Origin of the sequence: Sphingobacterium sp. R2 (assembly GCF_040760075.1) — a bacterium.
Taxonomy (GTDB): Bacteria; Bacteroidota; Bacteroidia; order Sphingobacteriales; family Sphingobacteriaceae; genus Sphingobacterium.
Map to the genome: position 1 here is coordinate 2,690,016 of NZ_CP142884.1, position 26,457 is coordinate 2,716,472.

21 protein-coding genes are annotated in these 26,457 nt (G+C 42.4%); 17 read left to right on the top strand and 4 right to left on the bottom strand.

Annotated features, from left to right (window positions below; genetic code table 11):
* The first annotated feature begins 100 nt into the window (after positions 1–100).
* The 8 genes from VXM68_RS11185 (at position 101) to VXM68_RS11220 (ending at position 11,068) form a co-directional block, all read left to right on the top strand.
* Positions 101–3,682 carry a SusC/RagA family TonB-linked outer membrane protein gene (locus tag VXM68_RS11185; protein WP_367208761.1) on the top strand — a complete coding sequence of 1,194 codons (3,582 nt, stop codon included), beginning with the start codon at positions 101–103 and terminating at the stop codon, positions 3,680–3,682.
* 12 nt (positions 3,683–3,694) lie between these two features.
* Entirely contained in the window at positions 3,695–5,158 is a 1,464-nt protein-coding gene (locus VXM68_RS11190) for a RagB/SusD family nutrient uptake outer membrane protein (RefSeq protein WP_367208762.1), read from the top strand.
* A gap of 28 nt (positions 5,159–5,186) precedes the next feature.
* Entirely contained in the window at positions 5,187–6,338 is a 1,152-nt protein-coding gene (locus tag VXM68_RS11195; protein WP_367208763.1) for a thioredoxin-like domain-containing protein, read from the top strand.
* A 75-nt stretch (positions 6,339–6,413) separates the two neighbouring features.
* A complete protein-coding gene (locus VXM68_RS11200; RefSeq protein ID WP_294186906.1) occupies positions 6,414–6,869 on the top strand; it encodes a GNAT family N-acetyltransferase in 456 nt (151 codons plus the stop codon).
* Between the two features lie 182 nt (positions 6,870–7,051).
* A complete protein-coding gene (locus tag VXM68_RS11205) occupies positions 7,052–8,182 on the top strand; it encodes a hypothetical protein (RefSeq protein WP_367208764.1) in 1,131 nt (376 codons plus the stop codon).
* A complete protein-coding gene (locus VXM68_RS11210) occupies positions 8,155–9,255 on the top strand; it encodes an outer membrane beta-barrel family protein (protein ID WP_367208765.1) in 1,101 nt (366 codons plus the stop codon). Before VXM68_RS11205 ends, VXM68_RS11210 begins: the two co-directional genes overlap by 28 nt.
* A gap of 4 nt (positions 9,256–9,259) precedes the next feature.
* Positions 9,260–10,330, top strand: coding sequence for a sensor histidine kinase (locus VXM68_RS11215; protein WP_367208766.1), 1,071 nt, complete (start codon positions 9,260–9,262; stop codon positions 10,328–10,330).
* 3 nt (positions 10,331–10,333) lie between these two features.
* The gene (locus VXM68_RS11220; protein WP_367208767.1) at positions 10,334–11,068 is read left to right on the top strand and encodes a LytR/AlgR family response regulator transcription factor; all 735 of its coding nucleotides are present in this window, start codon (positions 10,334–10,336) and stop codon (positions 11,066–11,068) included.
* Here the strand turns inward: VXM68_RS11220 and VXM68_RS11225 are convergent.
* The gene (locus tag VXM68_RS11225; RefSeq protein WP_367208768.1) at positions 11,043–11,501 is read right to left on the bottom strand and encodes a hypothetical protein; all 459 of its coding nucleotides are present in this window, start codon (positions 11,499–11,501) and stop codon (positions 11,043–11,045) included. The two genes, VXM68_RS11220 and VXM68_RS11225, sit on opposite strands and share 26 nt — an antisense overlap.
* Positions 11,502–11,785: 284 nt before the next feature.
* On the opposite strand from VXM68_RS11225, the gene VXM68_RS11230 reads away from it, so the two are divergent.
* The 7 genes from VXM68_RS11230 (at position 11,786) to VXM68_RS11260 (ending at position 15,440) form a co-directional block, all read left to right on the top strand.
* Positions 11,786–12,310 carry a hypothetical protein gene (locus VXM68_RS11230; protein WP_367208769.1) on the top strand — a complete coding sequence of 175 codons (525 nt, stop codon included), beginning with the start codon at positions 11,786–11,788 and terminating at the stop codon, positions 12,308–12,310.
* A 26-nt stretch (positions 12,311–12,336) separates the two neighbouring features.
* On the top strand, positions 12,337–12,618 hold the full coding sequence (locus tag VXM68_RS11235) for a hypothetical protein (protein ID WP_367208770.1): 282 nt from the start codon (positions 12,337–12,339) through the stop codon (positions 12,616–12,618).
* Between the two features lie 148 nt (positions 12,619–12,766).
* Entirely contained in the window at positions 12,767–13,243 is a 477-nt protein-coding gene (locus tag VXM68_RS11240) for a hypothetical protein (protein ID WP_367208771.1), read from the top strand.
* 110 nt (positions 13,244–13,353) lie between these two features.
* A complete protein-coding gene (locus tag VXM68_RS11245; RefSeq protein WP_307187238.1) occupies positions 13,354–13,743 on the top strand; it encodes a hypothetical protein in 390 nt (129 codons plus the stop codon).
* A 323-nt stretch (positions 13,744–14,066) separates the two neighbouring features.
* On the top strand, positions 14,067–14,486 hold the full coding sequence (locus tag VXM68_RS11250; RefSeq protein ID WP_367208772.1) for a hypothetical protein: 420 nt from the start codon (positions 14,067–14,069) through the stop codon (positions 14,484–14,486).
* Positions 14,487–14,545: 59 nt separating this feature from the next.
* Positions 14,546–14,761, top strand: a complete 216-nt coding sequence (locus tag VXM68_RS11255) for an EndoU domain-containing protein (RefSeq protein ID WP_367113691.1) — start codon at positions 14,546–14,548, stop codon at positions 14,759–14,761.
* Between the two features lie 55 nt (positions 14,762–14,816).
* Positions 14,817–15,440, top strand: coding sequence for a MafI family immunity protein (locus VXM68_RS11260; protein WP_367211299.1), 624 nt, complete (start codon positions 14,817–14,819; stop codon positions 15,438–15,440).
* 514 nt (positions 15,441–15,954) lie between these two features.
* On the opposite strand, the gene VXM68_RS11265 is transcribed toward VXM68_RS11260, so the two are convergent.
* Entirely contained in the window at positions 15,955–17,118 is a 1,164-nt protein-coding gene (locus tag VXM68_RS11265) for a PepSY-associated TM helix domain-containing protein (protein WP_367208773.1), read from the bottom strand.
* Between the two features lie 2 nt (positions 17,119–17,120).
* Positions 17,121–19,589: a TonB-dependent siderophore receptor gene (locus VXM68_RS11270; RefSeq protein ID WP_367208774.1), complete on the bottom strand. Its 2,469-nt coding sequence runs from the start codon at positions 19,587–19,589 to the stop codon at positions 17,121–17,123.
* A 38-nt stretch (positions 19,590–19,627) separates the two neighbouring features.
* Here VXM68_RS11270 and VXM68_RS11275 point away from each other — a divergent pair, with 38 nt between their 5' ends.
* Positions 19,628–20,755, top strand: coding sequence for a helix-turn-helix transcriptional regulator (locus tag VXM68_RS11275; RefSeq protein WP_367208775.1), 1,128 nt, complete (start codon positions 19,628–19,630; stop codon positions 20,753–20,755).
* A 93-nt stretch (positions 20,756–20,848) separates the two neighbouring features.
* On the opposite strand, the gene VXM68_RS11280 is transcribed toward VXM68_RS11275, so the two are convergent.
* Positions 20,849–21,886 (bottom strand): leucine-rich repeat domain-containing protein, encoded by a 1,038-nt coding sequence (locus tag VXM68_RS11280; protein ID WP_367208776.1) that lies wholly within the window; start codon positions 21,884–21,886, stop codon positions 20,849–20,851.
* Positions 21,887–22,388: 502 nt separating this feature from the next.
* On the opposite strand from VXM68_RS11280, the gene VXM68_RS11285 reads away from it, so the two are divergent.
* A complete protein-coding gene (locus VXM68_RS11285; RefSeq protein WP_367208777.1) occupies positions 22,389–26,411 on the top strand; it encodes a two-component regulator propeller domain-containing protein in 4,023 nt (1,340 codons plus the stop codon).
* Positions 26,412–26,457 lie beyond the last annotated feature (46 nt).

A 26,457-nucleotide genomic window follows, 5' to 3' on the forward strand; every position in this document is an offset into this window, starting at 1 on the left:
AAAAAACCGAATGTGCTGCGAACACATCCGGTCAATTTTTGGGTCCCAATCATTAATTCCAACAACTAACAATAGCATCTAACCCAAATTACTCAAATGTATGAATTTTTACCTTGAAAAATGGAGGGGGACTCCTGTCTATATCCTCTATAAAACGCTCGTCGTGATGAAACTTATTTTTGTGCTGCTGACAGTTGGCCTGTGTCAGGTATATGCAAGTGGCTTTGCTCAGAAAATAACGCTAAAGGAAAAAAATGCTTCTTTAGAACTTATCATCAATAAAATCCGTCAACAAAGTGGTTACGATTTTATTGGCGATGCTGCACTAATCAAAAAAGTCAATGGTCTCAGCCTCACCGTAAAAGACGCGCCGCTGGTGGACGTCCTAAATCAGCTCTTCAAAAATACCAACATTACGTATCGAATTGATACCGATATTATTGCATTGAAACCAAAGGCTGAAAGTATAGCCGCTAATCAGCAAATCGTCATCAGCGGCAGAGTGGTCAATGAGCGGGGTGAAAGTCTATCCGATGCGTCTGTGCGCGTAATCCACAGCGAGGTGATGACAAAGACAGGCAAAGACGGTACGTTCAGCCTAAAAGTATCTGATAAAGATGCAATGATTTTGGTTTCTTACGTGGGTTATGATCCCCTCACGCTCAAAGCCAAAGAATCCATGGGGCTAATCCAGCTTACGGCAAGTTTGTCAACACTGGAAGGTGTCGATATCACGGTGAGTACAGGTTATCAGACGATTTCGAAAGAGCGTGCTACAGGAGCCTTTAGCCAGGTCGGACAATCGGTATTGGCCATGCGTCCTGCATCCAACCTTTCCAGTGCACTGCAAGGTACAGTAGCGGGTATGCAAGCCAAGGAAAATGAAGACGGTAGTGTAGACTTTCTGATCCGGGGCAATAGCACCCTATATGCCGATAGTAAACCACTGGTCGTGGTCGACGGCTTCCCGATATCGAGTAGCAACTTCTCGGATATCAATCCCAATGACGTCGAATCTGTCACTGTACTGAAAGACGCCGCTGCGGCATCCATCTGGGGAGCACGTGCCGCCAATGGCGTTATTGTTATTGTCACCAAAAAAGCTAAAACCGACAATAAACTTAGTATCCAGGGGAGTGCATTTTCTAGGATAGCCCGAAGACCAGACCTAAATTACATCCTTACACAAGCCAATTCGGCCGATCATGTTGCCTACGAACGTAAGGCATATGAAAACAACTGGGCCTTTTATCCCTATGCGAATTCGTTTGGTGACATAGCGAACTCATTGACATTAGCGCAGGAAGCATTATATGCCAATCAATACGGTAAAATGTCTACAGCCGACATGAACGCCGAGCTAGACCGATTGAGCAAGATTGATAATCGCGGGCAGCTTCGGGATTTGCTCACGCAAAATGCCCTGCTGAATCAATACAATATCAATCTGCAGGCCGGCAATCAGCGTGTACGGAACTACACCTCTGTTCTCTATGAAAAAAACAAAGGTGCCTTTCAGAAAAACGGTTATGACCGGTTTAATTTGAATTTCAACAATGATTTTAAGATAACCTCGTTTTTGCAGTTTAACTTAGGCGCCAACCTACAATATAAAAAACAGCAATACGGAGGCGCTACCCTTGAGGAGATCGCGCAATTATCGCCTTATGAACTGCTCTTGAACGAAGATGGTAGTTATGGGGTCAATCTAAAAACCTACAACCGTGAACAGCTTAGTCTGATTCCGACCGAAAAATTCACTTATGCCGACTGGTCGTACAACTTATTGCGGGAAGTGCGTGGCCGAGAGTTTACTGACGAACGCATCAATGCCCGTATACAGACCGGACTTAACCTCAAGATCATTCCTGGGCTTACCTTCGATACCAAATTTCAATACGAGCGTAATAAGATAGACCGGGAACGTATGTATGATGAGAGTACCTTCTATGTACGCAGTCTGGTGAATAAAAAAACGCAGTATGACGATGATACAAAGACCGTAGGTAAAGCTTATATCCCCAAAGGCGGAATTTTGAGACGTGGCATTAGACAATATGAAGATGGCTCCAATGACGAGGAATTGGGGGCGGAGGATATACAAAGTTTTGTCTTTAGGAACCAATTGAACTTTGACCGGACGTTCGGTTCCGATCATCAGATCTCGGCCATTGCCGGTATTGAAGTGTCGCAATACTTGACTAACGGAACCATCAATCCGACCGTGTACGGCTATTACAAGGACAAGCTTCAGGCGACTACACCACCTTACGGCTATGGTAGTTCGGTAGACCAATTTACCGATTTTGAAGGTTACCCGACCACGATTCCTGGAGGTAATACAACGTTTAAGTGGCAAAAAAACAAATTTGTGTCACTCTACGGAAATGCAGCTTACACCTACCTGAGCCGCTATACGGTGTCTGGAAGTATACGAAGTGATGCCTCGAATTTCATCACAGACGATCCCAAACTACGGTGGTCACCATTATGGTCAATAGGAGCTAAATGGAATGTCGCGAAGGAAAAATTTATGACTTCGCAAGAAGGTATAGACCGACTTGAAATGCGCCTGACCTATGGTAAAAATGGGAATATGGAAAATTCGACCTCCACAGCGACATTACTCAATGTAGGTGGCAGTCTAAATACATCAACAGGCACCATTACCGCAACCATTGCTGATAATGGTAATCCTAGCCTACGTTGGGAAAAGACAGCGTCAACCAACCTTGGAGTCGACTTCTCCCTATATAAGGGCCTGCTATTTGGTTCGTTGGACCTATACCGCAAAAAGGGCTCTGGAATCATTGGGCAGATCGCATTGCCTACAGCAACTGGAACGCAAATCCAAAAATTCAATAATGCCGAAATCACCAATAAAGGCTTCGAAATTGCACTGGGTACGCGTGTCGAAATAAGCAAAAACATACTTTATCAGACGAATATCAATTATGCTTATAACGCAAATAATATAGATCAGCTCTATAACCCCTCATTGTATACTTACCAAATGATCAATGGGGCTTTTGTTGAAGGCCGCCCCGTAGGTTCTATTTATGCTTTTGACTACATCGGTATGATCAATGGTGTACCGCATGTCGCCGGACCGAACAATAGTCAGCAGAGTTTCAATGATGTGTCGTTGTACAATCGAGGTTTGGGACTTCCATTCCTGCATTATATGGGTACTAGCGTACCACCACATACACTGGGCTGGACCAATACTTTACAACTCGGTGACTTTAACATCATGTGTATCCTATTGGGCAAGATGGGTGGTGTATACCGTAATCCTGTATTTAACTATGCAGCACTCGTAGGGTCTGATAAGACTTTTGTTAACAAATATGTGAATGAAGTGCTGGCGGGGAATCCTAATATTCCAGGATTTGCACTTCCTGATGAGCCTAACCTCTACCTTTGGGATCGCTACAGTGAGGCGCTAAGCAGCCAGGTGGAAAAGTCGTCCTATATCGAGTTGAAAGAACTCAGTTTGGGATACAAGTTGTCTAACCGGTGGACAGAAGCCATCCGATTAAACCATGTCAACCTATTTGTACAGGCACGTGACCTTGGCCTGATCTGGCGTGCCAATGCTAAAGGGTACAATCCCGATTGGCTACCAGGTACGATGCGACCTGCACAGAGCTATACATTCGGTATTAATTTTCAATTTTAATAACAGAAAAACATGAGAGTGTTCCTATATATCGGGTTTGCCGCTGCCATACTGATGACCGCAAGCTGCAAAAAATACCTATCCGAAGAGCCCAAGAAACAGGCTAGTATCAAAACCGTGGAGCAGTTGGAAGCTTTGGTCAATAATGCCACAGAGTTTTCGAAAGAAACTAACTTTACGGCTACTTATTCGACCGACGATACGGAGATCAGCAAGGAGCTGTATAAAAACAACGTCACGGCTTTTACAGTCAATAGTCTTCAGCGTTATGTATCCGCTACAGCGGGTATTGAAAACCTCGCTACTGACGAGCTGTGGACTGGAGAGTTCAAAAAGATTTTCACCGCAAATGTCATTTTAAAAAACATCGACCTGGTTAGCGGTGATGAAGCCAGTCGCCAAAGGGTTAAAGCGGATGCCCATTTTATCCGCGCGATGTCTTATTGGATCCTGGTCAATAATTATTGTGCGCCTTATGCTGCGGCGAATATGAATAGTTTAGGACTGCCGTTAAAGCGTACCGTCGATTACGAAGAGTCGCTAAAACGGGCCACACTTCAGGAAACTTACGATTTCATTCTGGCAGACATCGAAGCAGCAAAGAAAGTGGCTGAAGCCGATGTCGACCCTCGAAAGACCTGGCGGGTGAGCCAGAAAGCTATTTCAGCTTTCATGAGCCGGTACTATTTATTTACGGGTGACTACGATAAGAGCTTAGCCGAATCAAACAAGGCGCTGGAGTCGGCTACCGTAAGTTTAGTGGACTATAATACCATACTTCCGGGCAGAAGCGTCTCCTACAGCAATCCAGCGGCAACGCTCCGGTACAGCCAATTAAACGACTGGAATGCCGCAAAATATCTCTATTGGAGCGAGCTTTACTACAGCCGTTATCAATATACCGGTGAACAATGGTATTTGCCGAGTAGCGCACTGGTAGCGCTGTACGATCAGACCAACGACCTCCGTTACAAGCATCTGATGATTCCTAATGGCGGCCGACGTTTCAATGTCGTGACACCAGCTGCGTATCGGTACACCATGTTTACCGACGGGAGCATCTTAGTTTCAGGCCCGACGAGAGCCGAGATGCTTCTTAATAAAGCCGAGGCGCTGGCCCGCCAGGGAGATGTTCAGAATGCCTTAGTGGCGGTCAATACCCTACGTCAAAAACGGATGTCCACCTATAGTGCACTTACGGCAGCTAACAAGGATGAAGCGATTAAACAGGTGCTGGCTGAAAGACGGCGTGAACTTCCTTTTGTGATGCGATGGTACGATATACGCCGATTTAGTGTCAACGACTATGCTGCGGATAATATTACCGTAAAGAGAGACTTTTACCAAGTCAATAGAACAGGAGTCGACCTCTCTACACCTAAAATTTACACCTTAGAAAGTAAGCATTTGGTCGTACCGATCAACGGTGTGGAGATCGATGCCAGCAAGGGGCAGATCCAGCAGAATCCTTATTAAAACGTGAAATACGATTATACATTACGTCATGAAATTCAAAAATATAGTAATCACAATAAGCCTGTTGATAGCGTGCTGCCTATATAGCTTCGGACAGCGCAAAACCTTTACAGTCACTTCCAAAATTGCCGACCTGAAGGACAGTACCTACAACATGACCATCTGGAATGGGATCTCAGATGTCGTCTTTAAAAAGGGCAGCACTAAAAATGGACAGATATATTATCAGGATACCACTTCCGTACCGCTGATCATACGCCTAACGCTTCCGACCGAATCGCTTTATAAGCGTGTCGACCGAGGGTACATTCCTGTTAAGAGCCAATCCATCTGGTTTGTCGCCATGCCGGGCGGTAAAATATTACTGAAAGGAAAGCTGTCCGATTTTGCTGAAGTATATCCGAGTGGGGATAAAGAAAATGATGTCATCAGTAAACTCAATAAGGGCTATCACCCCTTGTTGAATAAATCGGCAAACATTGAACTGAAACTGGCAAAAGATACAGTAGAAGAAGCGCTCAAAAAACGTCTTGAAGCCGAACAAGAACGGATCGATTCCGAAGCCGAAAAATACTTGAAGGACTTTTTAAAGAAGAATATTTCGTCAATAGCTGGCCTGTATTACCTGGAAGATATGCTGATCAGGGAGATTGTGACGATCGATACGGTGGAGGCGCTATTACCTACCGTAGCGAAGGCGTACCAAAGCTCCCCGTTCTATACCATTTTAAAGAACCGTGTAGCGGGAAGTAAATATGATGTAGGCAAGTCCATATTCCAGATAAACACGAGGAATACATATGACGGACAGGTGTTTGACTCCAACAGCTGGAAGGGAAGATTTTACCTCATCGATTTTTGGGGCTCATGGTGTGGTCCATGTATGGCCGATGTGCCCGATCTAAAAAAATTGAGAGACAGCTATCCCGATCAACTGCGTGTACTGGGCATTGCGTCCGATAAAAATGACAGCTGGCGAAAAGCCATCGAACAGCACAACCTCAACTGGGCGCATATATTGAACGACAAAGGAAGCAACAATTATGTACTGCGTCTGAATGTCACTGGATTTCCAACAAAGATCCTCGTGGATCCTAACGGAACCATTGTGTACCGAAGTACCGGCGGCGGAGAAACCTCCTTTGAAAAGATAAGCGAAATTATCAAAAACTGGAAATAAAAGCCAATAACGAAAACGCCTGAACCTAGCAATTCAGGCGTTTATTTATTACATTCGCATAGCTAAAAGGGATTCATGCAAATCGTTCCATATACACCGGACTTCAGAGAAGATTGTCTTGCAATCTTCCACAGTAACCTGCCTAAATTTTTTGCTGCGGACGAACTGGAACTTTTTGACAAGTTTTTGGATGAGGTCATTCCAGCTGATTATTACGTCGTTTTAATTGATGGCCGGCCTGTTGCCTGCGGTGGGATATTTTTTGATAAAAGAAATAATGAAGCTGGATTGGCTTGGGGTATGGTCAGTGTTTTATACCATAGGAAAGGGATTGGTAAGCTATTGACAGCGTTTAGAATAGCTCTTTTAAAGAAAAGGTATCCCGACAAAATGCTAAAAATTGAGACGTCTCAGCATACGGCGGGCTTTTATGAAAAAAATGGCTTTTCCATTGTTGATATTTTGCCGGATGGCTTTGGTCAAGGAATCGATAAGTATACCATGGAGATGGCTCCCAAAACAGGAAATTAAAGGTGTAGCAATACAGGAGCAAGCTAGTAATACCACTCAAAAGCGAGCGCCGCTCGTCGTGGCTTTTTGCCGTTCATCACGCCGATCTTACCGTTCGAATAAATTAGTTAGGTAAATGCAATTCGGGCAATACATTCGTATCAAATCAAGAAATACGAATAATGACCACAAAATTTATTTATATGCAGTTTGCCGCAGTGCTCTTTGCTTGCGGTGCGGCGTATGGAGAGACCAATTTTTGTTTACAGGATACAAGCGCTATTAAGTCAATACGGCTGAGCGAGGTTGAAGTGTCGCGACGGGTAAATCCCCTTAAAATTGCTCCCGGCAAGCTGACTTATCAGGTGACCAAAGGGAGTGCAGGTTCTTCGGGGAGCGCGCTGGAGTTGCTGCGCAGGATGCCCGGAGTGACTATCTTATCCAATGGTACGATCAGTTTAAATGGGCAAGCCGGCATTCAGCTGCTGGTGGATGGAAAGACAAATTTTATGAATGGCGAAAATTTGATCAATTTTCTAGCCTCCATGCCCGCTTCATCGCTTGATGTGGTCGAACTTATTACACAGCCAGATGCTACCCTGGATGCCAACGGTGAAGCCCGGTTTATCAATCTAAAACAAGCCATTCGTAAGGCCAATGGCCTAAGTGTATCGGTAGCAACCAATGCCGAACAGGGGAAATATAGCCGGACTTATCAAAATATCGCCGTGACCGCCAATACGTCCAAGTGGACAACGTCACATACGTATTCGTATGGGGAAGGTACCGAATTGATAGATGTCAATTCCACCCGGTATATCAGCCGAGGGACGGAAATGGGCAGCAATGCCTTACGATTGGATATGGATGCCATAAGAAAAAGAAAGTACCACAATCATTATTACAACGGCACGCTCGACTATACGCCCAATGACAACGTGAAAATAGGGGGCTACGTATTGATCAACAATCATGAGCGGACCAAACAGGAAGCTGTCCGCTCTCAATTTTTTTACAGCGCTTCACAATTAGATTCCAGCATAGCAACCGCGAATATCTTAAAGCATACCTTTAAGAATTTTAGCACAGGCGCACATGTAACGCTCCAGCTCGCTACCGGTTCCAAATGGGAAAATTATGTTGACCGTCAGCAGTTTAGACAAGCGGAAACCCAAGATCAAGTGCTGGATAAATTTGGCACTGACGGATCAGCAATAACCTCCCAGCAGCAGCTGCGCGGTGAGACGGGGGGAAGGTTACAATTACAACCATACAATCGAAATACCTGCTTGACATCCGGCCAAATGTGGCGGCTTCCTTTGGAGGAAAATTGACGCAGGTGGACATGAATACCCGTTCATTATTTCAACAGGCAGCTGATAAGCATTGGCAAGTGCGCCCCGAGCTGAGCAATGCATTCGGTCATAAAGAGCAGCTGAAAGCGCTTTTCATGCAAATGCGGTACAACCCATCTGACGCTTTTCAGATCGATCTAGGACTACGTTTTGAGGATGCCGCCTTTAAGAGCACTACAGCACATAAGCCAGATACAGCTTTTACCGTGCAAAGGTCCTATAGCAATTTCTTTCCCAACCTTACCCTCACCTATGCACTGGATGCAGCGCAAAAGCTTTCCGTCAATTACCATAGGCGGGTCAATCGTCCAAATTTCAAAGACCTGAGTCCTTTTGTGGAGGTCAACGACCCCTATTTGTACGAGCGGGGAAATCCAACGTTGAAACCCGAATTTGCCAACAACATGGAGCTTACCTGGTTGTTTAAAAATTCGTATTCACTGCGGCTCCGCTATAGCCAGCGGCAAAATGCGATCAGCAAGAGCTACAACCTGGACGAACACGGGCGGACTATTGTGATGCCGATGAACCTGAAACATGCATCGGCGGTGGGGCTGCGGTTTAATGCCGCCAATATTTCTCCCGTCAAAAAGTGGAACATCCAGCTGAATGGAAACCTGATGTACAGCAGTTTTGAATGGCTTACAGGAAACAATATGCAGCAAAATAGGCGGCTTGTCCCTTCTTTGCAAGTGCAGCATACTATCAGTCTGCCTTTTAAACTCAGTTTAGACCTCAACGGTTTCTGGAATGGCGCTACTGCCGAGGGGCAGGCTACCATTGCTTCCCTGTGGTCTATGAATACCGGAGTACGCAAAACCTTCTTGCAAGATAAATTAACTTTGTATATTTATGGCAATGACCTTTTCCGGACAAACAGGCCTCAAATAACCTTTAGCAGTGACGCTATGGAAGGCAGCTACCGGGAGTTGTACGACAGTAGATCCGTGGGGATCAATCTTTCCTACCGATTAAACCGCGGAAAGAAAGATAATCTAAAGAGCGTGCGTGGCAACGACCGTTTAGAAGAAGGTAACCGGATTAATTATTGATATCATGAGAGCGAGCATTGCAAAACTAAGTGTACATCCCATACCTTATCTAGGCCCGGCGCTTTGGGGAATCGCTTCTTTCAATATTCTTCGTGTGGTGACGGATTTAACGAAGAAAAATGAGTTTTGGTCTGGCGGTGTTAAGATCCATTCAGTCGGGCTGCTCATCTCGGTGATTTTTTGTTATGTGATCACCTTCTTGTGGCGGCGGCGGCTGGGCAGAATATTTGCTGCAAAGCCTACCGTTACAACCAATGTAACGGTAGAGTATATCGTTGCCGTGGTGCAGATAATGGGCCTGTTGAATCCAACCGTGTATGTGTCGGAGCGCCTCGGTTGGGTATATATGGGTGACGGTTATATTGATTATATCTTGGTCAACGCGATTTATGTACCGCTCTTTCTGCTGTACTATATGTTTTTGCGGAACGAGCGCAGCGACAGGAATATGGCCGAAAATCGCATCTACGTTGAACAGATTAAAGCGGATAAGTTAGATGCCGAATTGCAGTTGCTGAAAAGTCAATATCATCCACATTTCCTGTTCAATGCACTCAATACGGTTTATTTTCAGATTGACGAATCCAATACAACAGCAAAAAAAAGTGTTGAGCAGCTTTCGGAACTGTTGCGGTACCAGATTTACACGATGGATGAGGAGGTCTCCATGGAGCACGAACTTGCATTTCTGACATCGTATATAGCGTTTCAGCAGCAGCGGCTGACGGCAAGATTGCATGTGCATACCGACATTGAAAAGGATTGGTCAGGTGTCAGTATCTATCCTCTACTGTTTCAGCCTTTAATAGAGAATGCCTTTAAATATGTGCGAGGAACATACGAGATCGCGATTTGCCTCAAGCGTGAAGGAACTAAAATCTATTTCAGTATTTCAAATAGTTTGTCTGGGGCAGCTGCTGATGCGTCAGCAATTCCGCGGACCGAGCGAACGGAATCGGGGGCTGGACTTTCCAACCTGAAAAAGAGGTTGGCACTGCGCTATCCACAGCGGCATACCTTGCACACGCATACCGATGGAACGTGTTTTTTGGCAGAATTAAAACTAGATTTATAAGTGATGATGATGGAAATCAAATGTGCTATCGTAGACGACGAGCCTTTTGCGCGTAAGGGAATTGCATCTTATATAGCAAAAATAGATTTTTTGAAGCTCGTTGTGGAATGCGAAGATGCGATTGAATTGAGCCAATATCTGCGTTTGCATCCCCTTGATCTGATCTTTCTTGATATTGAGATGCCCGAGATTTCGGGTTTGGATTATATAGCGAGCTTAAGCAATCCGCCGAAGATTATCGTGGTGTCGGCCTACGAAAAGTATGCTTTGCGCGGGTACGAATTGGAAGTAGTCGATTATCTGTTAAAGCCTGTGCCTTTTGAACGCTTCTTTAAGGCGGCCAATCGGGCATTCGATGTACTCTGCAACACTGCTCCTTCGGCAGGGGTGTTGGCAAATCCACAGGAGGCGCATATCTTTCTGAAGGTGGACAAACAATTAAAAAAGATTTTTATTCAGGATATCTTGTTTGTACAGAGTATGGGCAACTACGTGGTTGTGCATACCTCAGGTACGCGTGAAGTGACCTATTGCAGCCTACAGCAAATGATAAGCATGCTGCCAGCACAGCACTTTATTGCTTGCCACCGATCCTATCTGGTCAATAGGAATAAGATAGCAATCATAGCAGGGAATCAGTTACATGTGGGGGAATATAAAATTCCGATCGCCCGAAATTTAAGGGATGATGTGATGGCAGCGATCTTGAATATTACCGGCCATCATCCGCCCCGATAATTTCGTCGATCTCATTACAGATCCGCTGAATGGGCTTTGTAAAGTAACTCTGTGCAAGCTGTACCCTTTTTTCTTTACCATTCTCGTGGCGATAACGTGCTATGAGGGACACGTTGATAGTAATGAGACCGTATTGTTTGAGTTTGTGGATGGTAAACCCTTCTAGGCGATCGAGCGGCACAGTTACTTCCTTTCCTACAAGACCTTTACGTACACGCATTTCCCTTTTGTCCATATCGATGATAAAGTATGATCGCAGCAGGGAAATTATTAGGATGACCAAAATACCGAGCATCCACCATTTAAAAGAGGATTCGGGAAGTTTTACGAATCCCACTATCATTATAATGGAAAAAATGCCGATCAATGGCACATAGGTTCCTAGCTGGGGTTTCATTTTGTATTCGTTTCCGATTCTTTCGAAGTTTTTCATGTGTCTAGCACTATTTTCTGCTTACCTATATATTTAGTTTAAATTAGCTGAAATTTTTTAATTATGAAAGTGTTTATTGGGGGGCTAACTGTCTACTCAGGAAAATATTACAAGTGGAACGAGATTTGGCATCAAACGAAGACAAGAGATACATCTTGTAGATGGTAGTCAAAATGGAATAAAGGAGTTGCCTACCGTGTAAGAGCGTAACTGGTAAGTAGTGTTTCTAAAGCTCGAAATTTATTGATAAATTAACTGAAACGCACACTTAATCCTTTTACGGTATGGTAAAGTATTTATTAATAGGTAGTGTTTTCCTAGCAGTGGGATGTTCTGTATATCGACAAGCGCCAACATTGATTTTGAAAAATAACACGAGTGGAAAAATAAAGCTTAGTGGCTATTTTTATGTTAAAAAAGATAATAATCTTTATAATTCGATAGTTCTTTACCAAAATGGTATTGTCCTCGACGGGGGCAGTTCAGAAGTAAGTGCTGGTATAAATAGTGTTGATAGCAATTTTTTAGCAACAGATAACTTCAATAATTCATATGATAGAAAAATCCCATATATATGGGGCATCTATACTATAAATCAAAATCATATCATAATTGAACGTTATAAAGTACCTGCTTTTGGTGAATCCTATCAAACTTATATTGATGAAGGATACGTAGTAAATGAAGGACAATTTATCATAACTTCACGAAAATACATCAAAACGGGTAAGCTTGAAGCAAGGCGAGATACGTTCAATTTTAGACCATTATCAATAAAGCCGGATAGTACAAATAATTTTATTAAATAATTTAAGAACTGAAGCCATTTCTATATATGGACGAAAAACAAATTGAAAACTACGATTCATTGCATTATGCTAGATCTTACGATTCTCTGATTCGCTTGAGAGACTATAACTATAAAGTAGCTATACCCTTTGGTGGAATTGGGGCGCATAATCCAGAAATGAATACCGTGGTGAGGTATGAATCAGGGAATGCATTAGAATTGACCCCTGCGAGTCTGTTGCTTCATATAATTTTGATCATTTATTTTTCGGTTAAGATTGTCAAAAATTTATTTGAACTTAAAAGTAAACCTAAATATGATGGATAAATTGGCTTTTCTGAATGATTGTGCTCAAATCATACTGATATTAGTATTTATTGTATATGTATGCTCAGGATTATTGATTTATAGGAGGAATAAGTTGAAAGAGCGGAAATAGTGACGTTTCGCTGAGAATGTGCTAAAACTTAAAATCATGGATATAGGATTCGAAATTATCATTTTAAAAAACGAAAGTGATGTTCAAAATTTAACTTTTCAACAACCTTTTTTTGAATGGGGAGGGGTTGCATACCCTCAAGGTCCTGAGGAGGCGTTGTATAAATCATTTAAAATTATGAAATCAGATGTGCCAACTTTTGTATTAAACTATTTGCCAAATGAATTTAATACAGAAATTTGGGAATGCTTTACTATTAGAGAAGGTTTAAGACAAGAAATTGATGATATAGAAGATGCTGTTTATAGAGATGAGTTGAATGCTCTTTTATCTCTACTTATTGAAAATACAAGTAAATGGATAGTGGTATTTCAGCCAGGATATGATGATATTGATAGTGTTGTTAACGTAGGTTGGGATACAGTTGCTAAACGTATTATTAGCGCAACGAACAAAATGGATGACGGATTTATCGCATGGAACTATCTAAATAAATATTCTAATTCGGTTTGATCACCCTAGTATTGTACAACAATTCGCTATATAAATAAAGATTAGCGAAAATGCTACATACTATAGTGCGGCTTGTATTATTCGTTAAGAGAATTTCAAAGTAAATTAATATGTCAAAATATAAATTGCAAGGTATAATATTCGTGTTTCTAATCGGGGTTTTGTTTTGTTCTTCAATACCTAATCAAGTTTCCAAAAATATCAGATTAGTTGGTCAATGGCGTGGAAAAGTAGAGGATATCTCTATGATATTTACTTTCAGACGAGATTCTGGCTTGATAGAATATCTTCCTTATAATAAGAAAGTGGCATTTAAATATCGAATTGAAAAAGATTCCATTCTTTCCATATCAAATGGTATTAACACGTCTACGCATACTATTGAATTTTTGTCTAAAGATAGATTTATATTATTACCGTATTTTAAAGTTTTCAATTCAGAAATAATCGATTTAATTGACCAGGTTGAATTTGTTAGAGAAAATTGTGACATGAAATAAATTACGGAAAAACATGAATAGACACATAGTACAAACAGTACGATTACGGGGTAAGATTGCTTAAATTGATAGCTGGAACGTTGTGGATCTAGCTGATGAATTTTAGTACTCAGAGACGTAATCTTACCAAATTGGCGGAATAATGTAAACAGAGTAGTAATTATAATGCAACATTCACAGAAGTTGAAACAGTGAATAATGCATAATAGTGTTGTGGCGAGGAAGCTTTAGAACAATTGGATTTGTACTTTAATGTTCTCCCAAGTTCAACAGGTATTATGGAAGTTAGCCCCCCGAATTATAGGATTTGAAAGATAAATTGTATGAATTCAAAAAAAATCAGAATATTCTTAATAGGTGCAGTTGCTATAGGTGTAGCGTATAATATTTATTTTTATAGGGAAGATGTTAAAATGGAGAGCAGCGTGGCCCGTAATTTTTTGGTTGAAGAGCAATATTGTCGAACTTCAAAAGGAAGCTCATCAATCAATGTCAAATATAAAGGGAAGTTATATGCTGTTAGAATGGCAAATGAAGAATGCTTAAAATATCCTGTTGGTTCTCATATTGAATTAGTCTATAATGAAATGCATGATTTTTTTTATAAAAAAGATGGTCTAGCGAAGGCAAAACTTAGGGTGTTTTTTTCCCTATTTCTTTTATTCGTTTTGGTTATACCATGGGAAAAATTTTTCAAAAAAACATACAATTTTTCTGACGGTAGAAGGCAATATGGAAAATAGGCTGCTTTTTTAACTTCGGGCATTGGTTACCAGTGATAGATTTGCTAACGGGTTAAACTATGTTTCCTGTAACGTGGAGCCACGGTAAAATAATGCATGCAGTATCAGATGTTATAGTGAACAACAAGTGGATTCAGGAATCAGGAAAAGCTGGATCTATGTTTACAAAGAGAGGTGCACCCGTTAATTTTAAAATTGAAGGAGTTTATGAAGGAGTGAAGATTAGGTTAATAACTATTCATAATGATGTTATATCAGCGTTTCCTATAAAATGAAAATCATATGAAATTACGATAAAAGTTACTAAAAATTAATGTTATAGCGAGAATTATAGGATTAAATGAAGCGGATTTGCACAAGGCAATAGAATTTTTATATTATAACAAATACGGTTTATGTTTTGAAACTATTATTACTCAGCTTGACGAAAATGATTTAAAAATTACTGCTCCAATATACAATAATATGTTAAAGTATAAATTTACTATCGCTGAGCAAGTTTATCAGCCAATCACGAACAATGATATTTGGGGATTAATAAATAATGCGGGTTTTGAAGCAGTAAAGTTAAAGAAGCAAGGCTTTTTGGGAAGAATTAGTGCTTTATTTTCAATTAGTAATGCGAGCGTGGGTAATGAAGCTGATTTTCCACTAGTGTTAAAAGATAATCTCCAATTTGCTCTAAAATCCAAGGCGGGAGAAAGAGCTGGAAGGGGATTTATGGAAGTTAAAGGTTTACCATTCAGAATAAGTGGATCAAAAATACTTTATAATCCTTCTGATTCGGGACAGTATATATGGGGGGCATGTATGAGAGCTAATGGATATACTTATATGCAAGTATGGTTAGTATCAAATCTTAATGAATGGAAAAATTTAGGTGATTCAAAAGGAGATCAAAATGCGATTAAAGCTCGATACAAGGCTATGGATAAATGGATGACCTTAAAATAGAAATATGCAAAAGATAAAGTTTCCAACTATTGGAAGTATAATGATTCCAATTTTATATATTATTATAATTAGTTTTAAAATTAATGCTAAGAATTTAGATGAACGATGTTTAAGGATTGTTGAACACCAGTTTAATAATAAGGTGGCTCTCCCAGTTTTTGTTATGCTAATTCTTTTGTCAATTTTTACCATTATTGAGTACAAAAAGGAGCTCAGAAATAGGATATTTGACATAATTTTAATTTGTCCTATATTATTTCATGTATTACTTTTTACGATCAAAATGATATTTCATTTATTTTGATAATGCTGCAATAGATTAAAAGGCTATTGACATAGAAAAATATTACTTTTTAATCATGGTAAAGTATTTGATATTGTTTACCTAATGTTCGTGAATAAAAAGATTATGAAATCTACTTTACATTGCAAAATATTCAGGTGCCAAAATGACCTAAACTGATAGTGTTCGGCGAGTTCTAAAAGTTTATTCAAATTATAATACACCGAGCACTTAACAACGCTGTTTCTTCTTCTTAAACTTTCTACCATACCAGATATAAAAGCCTGTTACCGGCAGAGAGGCACAGATTAAGCTGGTCACAAATGCGATCCACATGCCTATACGCCCGGCAATTTTTCCGACATGGATATCATAGTTGGAATCGCGCCACTTCATGCCTAATGTTTTATCATTTTGCAGCCGCTTGAAAGAGCACTTTTCACTACGAAGATCATAGGTATAGGTATCGGAAGCCGACCACCAGGTATTTCCTTTCTTATAGACAGTAACATTGGCCACTGAAGCATTTTGCGGGATATTGATCAAAGCACCTTCATGCGCGCCATAACTTTTCACAACATCAGACCATATCAGATCTAACGAGGCCTCACTGGCGGCATCTATTGTATTTTCTGGAGCTTTTGGCTCTTCGTGTTTCTTATTGGGCCGCTTACCATCCAGCAACCAGTAAATACCAGTTTCCCACCATTTGAAGGACCAGACTAAACCTGTGGCCGCAATGACGATAGCAACGAAGAAAGCGTAAAAGCCTAATACTTGGTGAAGGTCGTAGTTTAGGCGTTTCCATTTAGCGCTAAAATTAATCTTGAGGCGTTTAACAGCAACTTTACGGTTTTTGGGCCACCAAAGGAAAATACTCGAAAGTAACGTAATGATAAACAGCAAGACGCTGGTACCTACGATGGTGCTGCCCACATCGCGCCTCAGATATAAGAATTGATGGATCTGCCTGACAATCCAAAAGAAATTAGTTTCGACATCTATTTTCCCTAAAACCTTTCCGCTGTAGGGGTCTACAAAAATACGGTCCCAATAGCGGATTTCTTTGTTGATGAATACGCCGACGATATCGTTCTTTGGACGGCGCTTAAGGGCTTCAAATAGATAAACTTGTCGCTGATCATCTGTAGCAGGCACACGGATAAGGGTAATGGGATGATCGGTGACACGCTGTGCATTTGCCTTCAAGATGGAAAGGGGAAGTGTTTTCTCGCCTTTCTGTTCCGTTACTGTCACATAACTTGGATGAAAAAGGGCAAATAGTTCCTTCTCAAACACATAGATAGCGCCTGTAATGCTCACAATAAAAACCACCAGACCGGACAATAGTCCGATCCAGCGGTGTAAAAACAAGATCGTCTTTTTCAAAGTCATCCTTAAAAGGTATAGCCGAGTGTCAATAGGAAATTACGTGGTGCACCTGGAAATAGACGGATGTAATCGTAACCACCTACCCAATGGGTTTTATTGGTGATATTATTGAAGTTGGCCTGCAGCCGCACCTTACCAATGGAATAGTACAAGGCAGCATTCAATAAACTGTAGGAGGGTATTGTTTGGTTAAGGTTAAGCGACAGGTTCCGCTTGTCTACGTAGTTGGCGCCGACGCCGATTCCCAGGCCTTTGGCTATGCCGGTGGGAATAGAAAATCTGGTCCAGATATTCGCGGTATTCCGAGGCGCATTAGGCTTTTGTTTGTTCAGTTCTTCGTTATTCCCGCCTTCGGTAATTCTGGCATCGTTGTAAGCGTAAGAAGCGATAATGCTCCAATACGGAAGGATCTGACCCTGAATGTCAAACTCGATCCCTTTGGATCTTTCCTTACCGATCTGTTCCATCAATTCAGCATTTGCGGCCGTAGGTGCAGGATAGAGGGTGTTCTTCTGGTTGATCCGATAGATGGCTGTACTCGCCTGCAATTTTCCATCCAACCAGGCAGTTTTTAATCCAAACTCGGTCATATCATTTTCGAGCGGATCGAATGGCCCGCCTGCATTTGGATTTGCCAGTGCCGAAGCCGTTTGTGGGTTATAGCCTTTGACGTAGGTTCCGTATAGATTAATCTGCGGATTGATGGTATATACTGCGCCAAAGCGTGGCAGAAGGACATCTTGGTGTACATTCTCGGCCTGATCTGTTTTATAATTGGCAATATCCTTGTAATTTTCATACCGTAACCCCAGCAATAATTGAAGGGGACCCAAAGTGAGCTGATCCTGTAGATACAATGCATTCAGATGATAATAGGTAGGAGCAACTGCTGTAGTGGATGCCGGTGCAAAAAAATACTTGCTTTCGTCCTGCAACTGTTGACTTTTCAGGGGGTTGCTGAGCTCAAAACTAGATACATTGGGCACTGGGTTGCCATTTTTGTCAAGTAAATAATCATTGATTTTTTTAGGATCAAATTTAGCAATGCTGCCTGTGTTATCTTTGTTTCTGTAACCGCTTGCTGTCAGCTGCGAACCACCCACAGGTAATACCTCCTGCGCGTAGTCATAGCCCGCAATGAGTTTGTGCGCTAGCACACCTGTGTTAACGTTATAATTGAAGAAAGCGGTGATGTTATCGACAAATCGTTTTCTGTTTCGGATGAAAACCTGCCTTGCCACCATATTTTCGATATTGGCTCCTTTGCCATCTACAGCATATGCATTGGCCGAGCGGTGTTCTGATAGATCCTCGGCGTAGCCTGTTTTCATATAAGATGCATTGAAACTCAATTTATCAGTGAAACGGTGGTTTAATGATGCAGTGACCATATAGGTTTGTTCGTTCAGAAAATCATTGGCCGTACTCATGGATTGGCTGATAGGGGTCGAATACAGATCACCGTTGGCAAAGACAGATTGTCCGCGGTCGAGTCTCGACTTGGAATCGTTATAGACCATATCAAAATTGATACGGGTGTTTTCTGATGGAATGAAGGAAAAGGATGGTGCCAGCACCAAGTTTTTGTCAAACTGCAGATCCCGAAAACTCTGCGCGTTTTCATAACCGATGTTGAGGCGGTAAAGCAACGTTTTATCGGATGTCATAGGCCCTGTGAAGTCCGCCAGGGCACGGAGGTTGTTGAAGCTTCCCACCGAGAACTGCAGCGATTTGCGTGCCTCGTCAAGCGGCTTTTTTGTGACACGATTGACTATACCGCCGGGGCTCGCATTCCCAAATAGGGCTGACGATGGGCCTTTCAATACTTCTACCCGTTCCAGGTAATTGGCCAGCGGCTGTTTCCAGAATCCTGTTGTGGTACGCATCCCGTTGACAAGCTGGGTGTTGGACCCACCATTGATCCGAAAACCCCGGATCGTAATATCGTCGTAAAAGGTAAACTGATTGACACCACTGAAATTTTTAACAATTTCGCCTACACGCATCAACCCTTGGTCGGCAATAAGCTCTTTGGTCGCATAAGAAACCGATTGCGGGAGGTCGCGCAATTTGGTTTCGGTCTTACTTCCGATAAAGGACTGTGTGTTTCGATAGGATTTTTCTTTGCGCCCGTAAATTTCCACCGTTTGCAGCGCTTCCTCTGCACGAAACATAGGAAATGTCATGGTAAAGGGATGCGTCGGATCGATCAATACTTTCTGTTTAATGGTTTTGTAACCGATGGCATTAATTCGGATATCATAGGTTCCTTTGCTTAAGGTAGGCAATATAAATTGTCCATGATGGTCGGTTGCGGTATGCTGGTTGGTTTTAAGGACTGTAATTGTAGCTCCGGCAAGGGGAGCATTGTATTCATCCAAAACTGTTCCGTTGAATAACTGTTTTTCTTGCGCATGGCTAAGGGGCAGTTGTAAACTCCATATGGCTGCGACAAGCATAGGTATTTTTCGCATCTTATTTAAATTTAATCTTAATAAGCAGACAAAATTCGATGATTAAACTTATATTTGGCGGAGAAAAAATATGCAATTCGGGAATTTTAAAGTTTACCCTAGCTATGGATGGTTTAGAAAAAGTACTTCTCAATAATGCACACCTGCAGGAATCATGGTCTTTGGATGAGCAAGTTGCGCACGAAATGGCCGACACGCCGCCACATTACTCGTTTGATATCCGCACATTTAGCCATCAGTCTTTCCAATTTCGCAACAAAACGATGAAGCAATATTCTTCACGGATGAATGTCTCCGAGATTGTCCTGCCACAGGGTATGCATGTGATGCATTCGGAACTCACATCTACAAGTGATGGCTATCTCTGTATTGACAATGCTGTACCGTATATTCATGTTTTTTTCGCGTTAAATAGTGACCGGCAGTACTACGTGGACGGTGAACTATTAGGGAGTTCTTCACCGGGATATGTTCAGAGTTACCTGTTTGCAGCACCTCAGATTATTGGCTTATGGCATCGCCGCCCAGCGGAAAGCTTTTTTGAAATCAATATACCGATTTCTTTATTCGAATCCTATTTGCCCGTAGATAGCTCTTTACGGATTAAGTTGCGCCGCCTTGCGGAAAAGTCACAAACGGACATTCTGTTTGACGAGTCTAGATTGATCAGTGCGCAACAGAAGCAAATTATTGCTGAACTACTGGATACGGAGATGGACAAAGAATGGAAATCACTGTATTGCTTTGGTAAGATTCTGGAGCTATTGGCGCGGACATTTGATCAGCAGAAGGTTAAAGGCATTGCGCTTCCAATTGACAATAACCTCAGCCCTGAAATGAAAAAGCTGATGACTAAAGCAAAAGAAATAGTCGAGAGCAGATTAACAGATCCACCATCATTAGCACAGTTGTCTGTCGAATTGGGAACGAATGAAAACTATTTGAAAAAATATTTCAAGCTATGCTACGGCACAACCATTTATGGCTATGTCACAGCGAGTAGGATGCAAAAAGCGAAGCGCCTGCTTGCAAAGGGCGATCGGCCAATAAATGAAATTTCACGCTTTCTAGGCTATAGCAATCCTGCGCATTTTTCAGCAAGCTTCAAAAAGCATTTTGGCGTGAAACCCAAATTTGTACAGCAAGCTTCTATGAATCCCTCGTAAATATAAACGTTCTTTGCTTTTGTTATTGAAGTGGTTGATAGTGAGGTTGTCTAACTATCTGTATAGAGTTTGCTTCCTTTGCTAGAATTGAACTTAGTCATTCATTTCATCATAATAAACATTGGTTTTGCTTAGGATCTGCTGTACCTGCTCATACTGTTTTTTTGTCAATCCTGTATCGTTCAAGAAGAAAAGCCCGCTCCACTTGATTTTTTTTACAGAAGCCAAGAATGGTTCCCATTGAAGGGGATTATTCGTAAACGGTACATACACCAGTTTGGGATTGTTTTGCAGGGCTGCAGGGAAGCTGGTAAACTGGTTGAATGAAAAATTGGCCTTCTCTAAATTTTTAAGGGAAGCAATAGATTTTGGTAGCGTAGTCAACCCCGCGTTTTCGATACCGATTTGTTTTAGTTCGGGCAACTGCTCAAATAAATCAGGCAGTTCGTTTAGCTTAGTTTCACTTTTATAATGGCCAGAAAGGGATAGGAAGTTTAGTTTGCCAAGACTAAAAATTTCTTTGGGGAAAGCGGTAAATAGATTACCATTTAACCCCAATTGTTTTAAATTCTTGAGTTGTGCAAAGGATGAAGGCAAAGTCGTCAAGGGGTTGTTGCAGTCGAACTCTTCCAGTGCTGTCAGGTTTGAAATGTTTTCCGGCAGTGTGCTGAGCTCATTTTTGCTTAATGTGATTCTTTTCAGCGTGGGGTGGACAGTTTTGATTTCAGGAAAGCGAATGATAGTCAGGTTGCTGATTTCCAATTCTTCCAGCTGACTACCTTCGTCAATCACCTTCTGTAAGATGCCGCTGTCGAGCTTCTTTCCTGAGATGGATGAACTCAGCGCTAAGGTTTGGATCTGGGAAAGATCGGTATTCAACAGTTCTTCGAAGTTCTCCAACGTCAGTTCTTGCCCATCTGTCTTTTTGATGCGCACCTGATTGGCCGCCCGCATGGGCATGGTTATCATGCCGGATTCCATTCTTTCCGAATTACCCGCCTGTTCGATTACTCTTTGTGCTTCGGGAATGGGGTTTACCACTGGCGGCGGTACTTCTTTTTTCTTTTTCTTTTGTGCTGAAACGCTTAGCGTAAGTAAGGATAAGCTGAATACGATAATATATTTTTTCATGTTGGATCGACTTTGTGTTTTATGCAAATATGCACAGCTTGATAAAGCAATTATTCGACCAATTTATATCCGCATGGCGATGGTTTATGATTCGCTCTTTTTTTTCTAACATTCGATCCGTTCTTTTGGGTAGAGACTTTGTTTTATGCTATTATTTGCAATTTCTTTGTATACCCAATCGGGTATATTTATTTGTATTTAGTAACAATTATACCCAATCAGGTATAAATTTAAGTCGGTTTATTCTTGATAAATAGTGTTGTTGGCCAACAGTTACATCCACAACAGGTAGACGATTAACGGACTTTCCGAGGTAAAGCCATTCACGTTGTCCAAAAAAAGTTTAATTTATACGATGTAAGGGAATAAACGTATCTTTGACAATCCTAATGTGGAAAATAATTAATTAGCGTTTCCCCTATCAAAAGTATTGGCTGAATTGAAACAAAGATCCTTTTTTTTAATGGTTTACTGTCGCCTTTTGTTTTCGCTGGCGACAATTATGCTGTGCACAAAAGCGGATGCGCAGGAAAAAAGCTATTTCTTTAACAATAGGGGCATCAAAAACGGTCTTTCCAATGGTCGGGTGATTGCTATGGCCGAAGACCAAAATGGTTTCATATGGTTTGGTACGGCTTCAGGATTGAATCGCTTCGACGGCTATGACTTCAAGGTTTTTCTTCACAACGAGCAGGATAGCACCAGTATTAACGATAATTATATCGATAAAATAGTCAAAGGACCGCTCCATTCGTTATGGATCTATACACCAAAGGGCTGGAACAGATACAATGCAGCCAAGGAACAATTTGAATCCAGGCCAAAACGTTGGCTCGCCCAGCTCGGTTTGCCGCACGAGTGGTTCAAAACAATCGTTACCGATAGCCGTGGGAATTTCTGGTTTATCTATCCGGGTGAAGGGATTTATAAATACCTCATCCGGGAGAAGAAGTCGCAGCTCTTAAATTCGCAAAACAGCAGCCGACCGCTTTACAGCAATGCGGTCTCATCTCTTGCATTTGATTCCAGACAGCAGAGCTGGATAGTGTATACCGATGGAACAGTTGACGTACGACGGGATTCGGATAATCAATTGGTTAGAAGGCTCCATGTGCCCGCAAGTAATGCCGAGCAAGGGTACCAACTTTTCATCGATGCACAGGATGATGCCTGGATCTATGTGCCCGGCAAGGCGAATGCAGTTTATTGGCTTTCTGCCGCAGATAACAGATGGCTGACACTGGATCGAAAAGTCGGTCAGCTTCAACTCAATAACGATATCGTTAACGGCATCGTGCAAGACGATAGGGGCAACATATGGATTGCTACAGATCATGGTGGAATTAACCTCGTTGATAAACAAAAGAGAGCCATTAGCTATATCTCGAATGATTTTGGTGCAAAAGAAATTTTGCCGGGAAATGCAATACAGTCGTTGCTAAAGGATGCGTCAGGAACAATCTGGATGGGGACCTTTAAAGCAGGAATTAATTCTTATAGCGAGACAAAGTCTTCGTTTCCGCAATACCGTCACGATCCGAATAACCTAAAGAGTTTACCTTTTGACGATGTGAATTGTTTTGCCGAGGATAAACGCGGAAATCTATGGATCGGTACGAATGGGCGGGGTTTACTCTATTACGATCGGGCAGCGAAAACGTTTACAAAATATCTGCAAGCGGATAACGGAAGCGGACCTTCAAGCAATATTATTGCGAGCTTATATGTAGACCGCGATAATAAGCTGTGGATCGGTACTTATTTCGGCGGCCTGAATAGTTACGACGGCCAGCGTTTTACCTACTATCGACACGATAGCAAGCGTGCGGGAAGTTTATCGGAAGATAACGTTTGGGAGATATTTGAAGATCGCGAACAACGCTTATGGGTGGGGACATTAAACAAGGGACTGCAGCTTCTAGACCGGACAACGAATAGTTTTGTGGATTACCGCTACAATCATCCCTTTAACTTTTCGGTCAATGCCATCATGGAGGACCGGAAGGGAAACCTGTGGGTAGGTGGTTCGGCCGGTATTGAACTGTATGATCGGAATCGAAAATTATTGCAGCATTTTAGCTATCAGCAAGGTGCAGCAAATAGCTTGTGTAATACCACGGTACTGGATGTCATCGAGGATGCAAAGGGATTCATTTGGATAGCCACGCGGGATGGCCTATCGATTTACGATCCGCAGCAGAAGAAGTTTTTCAAATACCACAAAGCCGATGGCTTGCCCCACCAGACCATCTTGCGCCTGATCATGGACCATCAGCACACCATCTGGGCAAGTACGCCCAACGGCCTATCCAGGATTTCACCGCAGTATGTAAACGGTGGACTAAAATTATCCTTTCGGAATTACGACGAAACGGATGGATTGCAGGGCAATGTGTTCAATGACGACGCTGCATTTGTGACAAAAGCGGGTGAATTGATTTTTGGCGGCAGCAATGGGTTTAACCTGTTCTTTCCGCCCAATGACCCTATTCGGGGGCATCGTTATCCGTTGCTGTTTACTGATCTGCAGTTGTTCAATAACAGTGTGCGCGTGGGGGAGGAATATGAAGGTAACCTGATTCTGTCGGAGAGTATATCCACCACCCATAAACTGGCTTTAAAATACGATCAGAATGCGTTTGCCATCCAATTTGCAGCGCTCAATTTTGTCAACGCCGGAAAAATAAACTACAGCTACCGGATGCAGGGGTTACATGACCAGTGGGTAAGCGTGGATGGGAACAGCCGAAAAATAAGTTTTACGGGATTAGCACCCGGAAAATATACGCTCGTGGTGCGTGCCGAAGAAAGTGGTGCTGCCGATCCAGTATACGCCAAGCTGGATATTGAGATTATGCCTCCTTTTTGGGCGAGTACCTGGGCATATGGTTTATATGGCTTAGTCATCGTACTGGGACTAGTATGGGGGCGTTATCGGATCATCAGCCGTACCCGCCTGAAATTTAAGCAAGAACAGCAGGAACAGGAGCAGCTGCGTAGGCAGGAGCTGGATGCGATGAAGATCCACTTTTTTACCAATGTTAGCCATGAGCTTAAAACTCCGCTGTCCTTGATCCTGACACCAGTAGAAAAATTGTTGGATCAGCCTTATCCCGAAAATGAACAACGGCAATTCCGATTGATCCACCGAAATGCTCGGCGACTGCTCAATTTCGTTGATCAGCTGCTGGATTTCCGGAAACTGGAGCTCGGTGAGTTGCATCTGCATAAAAAGAACCTCCGGATTTTTGGGCTTTGTAAAGAGGTCTACGATTCATTTCTCGATCTGGCTGAAAAACGTCAGGTGCAGTTTGCCTTCGAAACCATAGGCGAGGATGTTTGGGCAGCCCTGGATCCGGATAAAATGGAGCGCATACTCTTCAACCTGTTGAACAATGCCTTCAAATTTACACCTCAGGGAGGCAGTGTAACACTCTCCGTCGATACGCGGTCGGGTGATCGGCTCGAAATCCGCGTCAGCGATACGGGGATAGGTATTGCTGCCGATAGGTTGGAAAAGATCTTTGAACGTTTTTTTCAGAACGAACTGCCCAAACATATGATCAACCAGGGGAGTGGTATTGGACTGGCCATCAGCCGGGAGTTTGCCAAGCTGCATAAGGGTACCCTGCATGCTGAAAGCGAAGTCGGACAGGGAAGTACATTTGTGCTGCAATTGCCGTTGCAAGATATCCAAGAACAGAATGAAGCCATTTCCGATGATGTGCTAGCGGAAGACATAGGCTCCGCTCTTTCGATGCAAAAAACCGTACTGTTGGTGGAAGACAACGACGACTACCGCAGTTACATGAAGGAATTTCTCCAGCCGTATTTTCAGGTTATCGTGGCCTCAAACGGAAAGGAAGGTTGGCAGAAGGCCCTTGCTGAGCATCCCGATCTGATCGTCAGCGATCTCAATATGCCCGAAATGAATGGTGCGGAGCTCTGCCAGAAGATTAAGACAGACAAACGGACGGCTTTTATTCCTTTTATCCTGCTGACTGTGGTCAATTCCGAACAGCGGCAGCTCCATGCCCTCGAAATGGGAGCCAACGATTATATCACCAAGCCGTTCCGTATGGAAATGCTGATTTCAAAAATGAGAAATCTACTCGCTCAGCAGGATCGCTTTAAGGAAACTTATCAAAAGCAGGTTTCAGTAGCTGCCAGTGAGCTGGACACGTCTTCACTCGATAATGAATGGATCACAAAAGTACTGGCCTACGTAGAGGCTAACATGGGCAATTCGAACCTCTCCGTGCAGGGACTTGGTGAGGCATTTGCTTTGGGCAGAGCGACCTTGTACCGGCGGATTTTTGACTTGACCGGCAAAACACCAGTGGAATTTATCCGCAGCATCCGTTTGCAACGGGCGCAGCACATGCTCGAAACCGGACAGTGGTCGATCGCTGAAATTGCCTACCAAGTGGGCTTTACAGATCCCAAATATTTCACCAAGGTATTTCGTGAAGAATTCGGGATTACACCGTCTGCCTATCAGGAAAAACACCGCCAGAAGCTTTAAAACGGGTGAAATGAAACATTTTTCCCCCTATATTCTGCGAAAATTC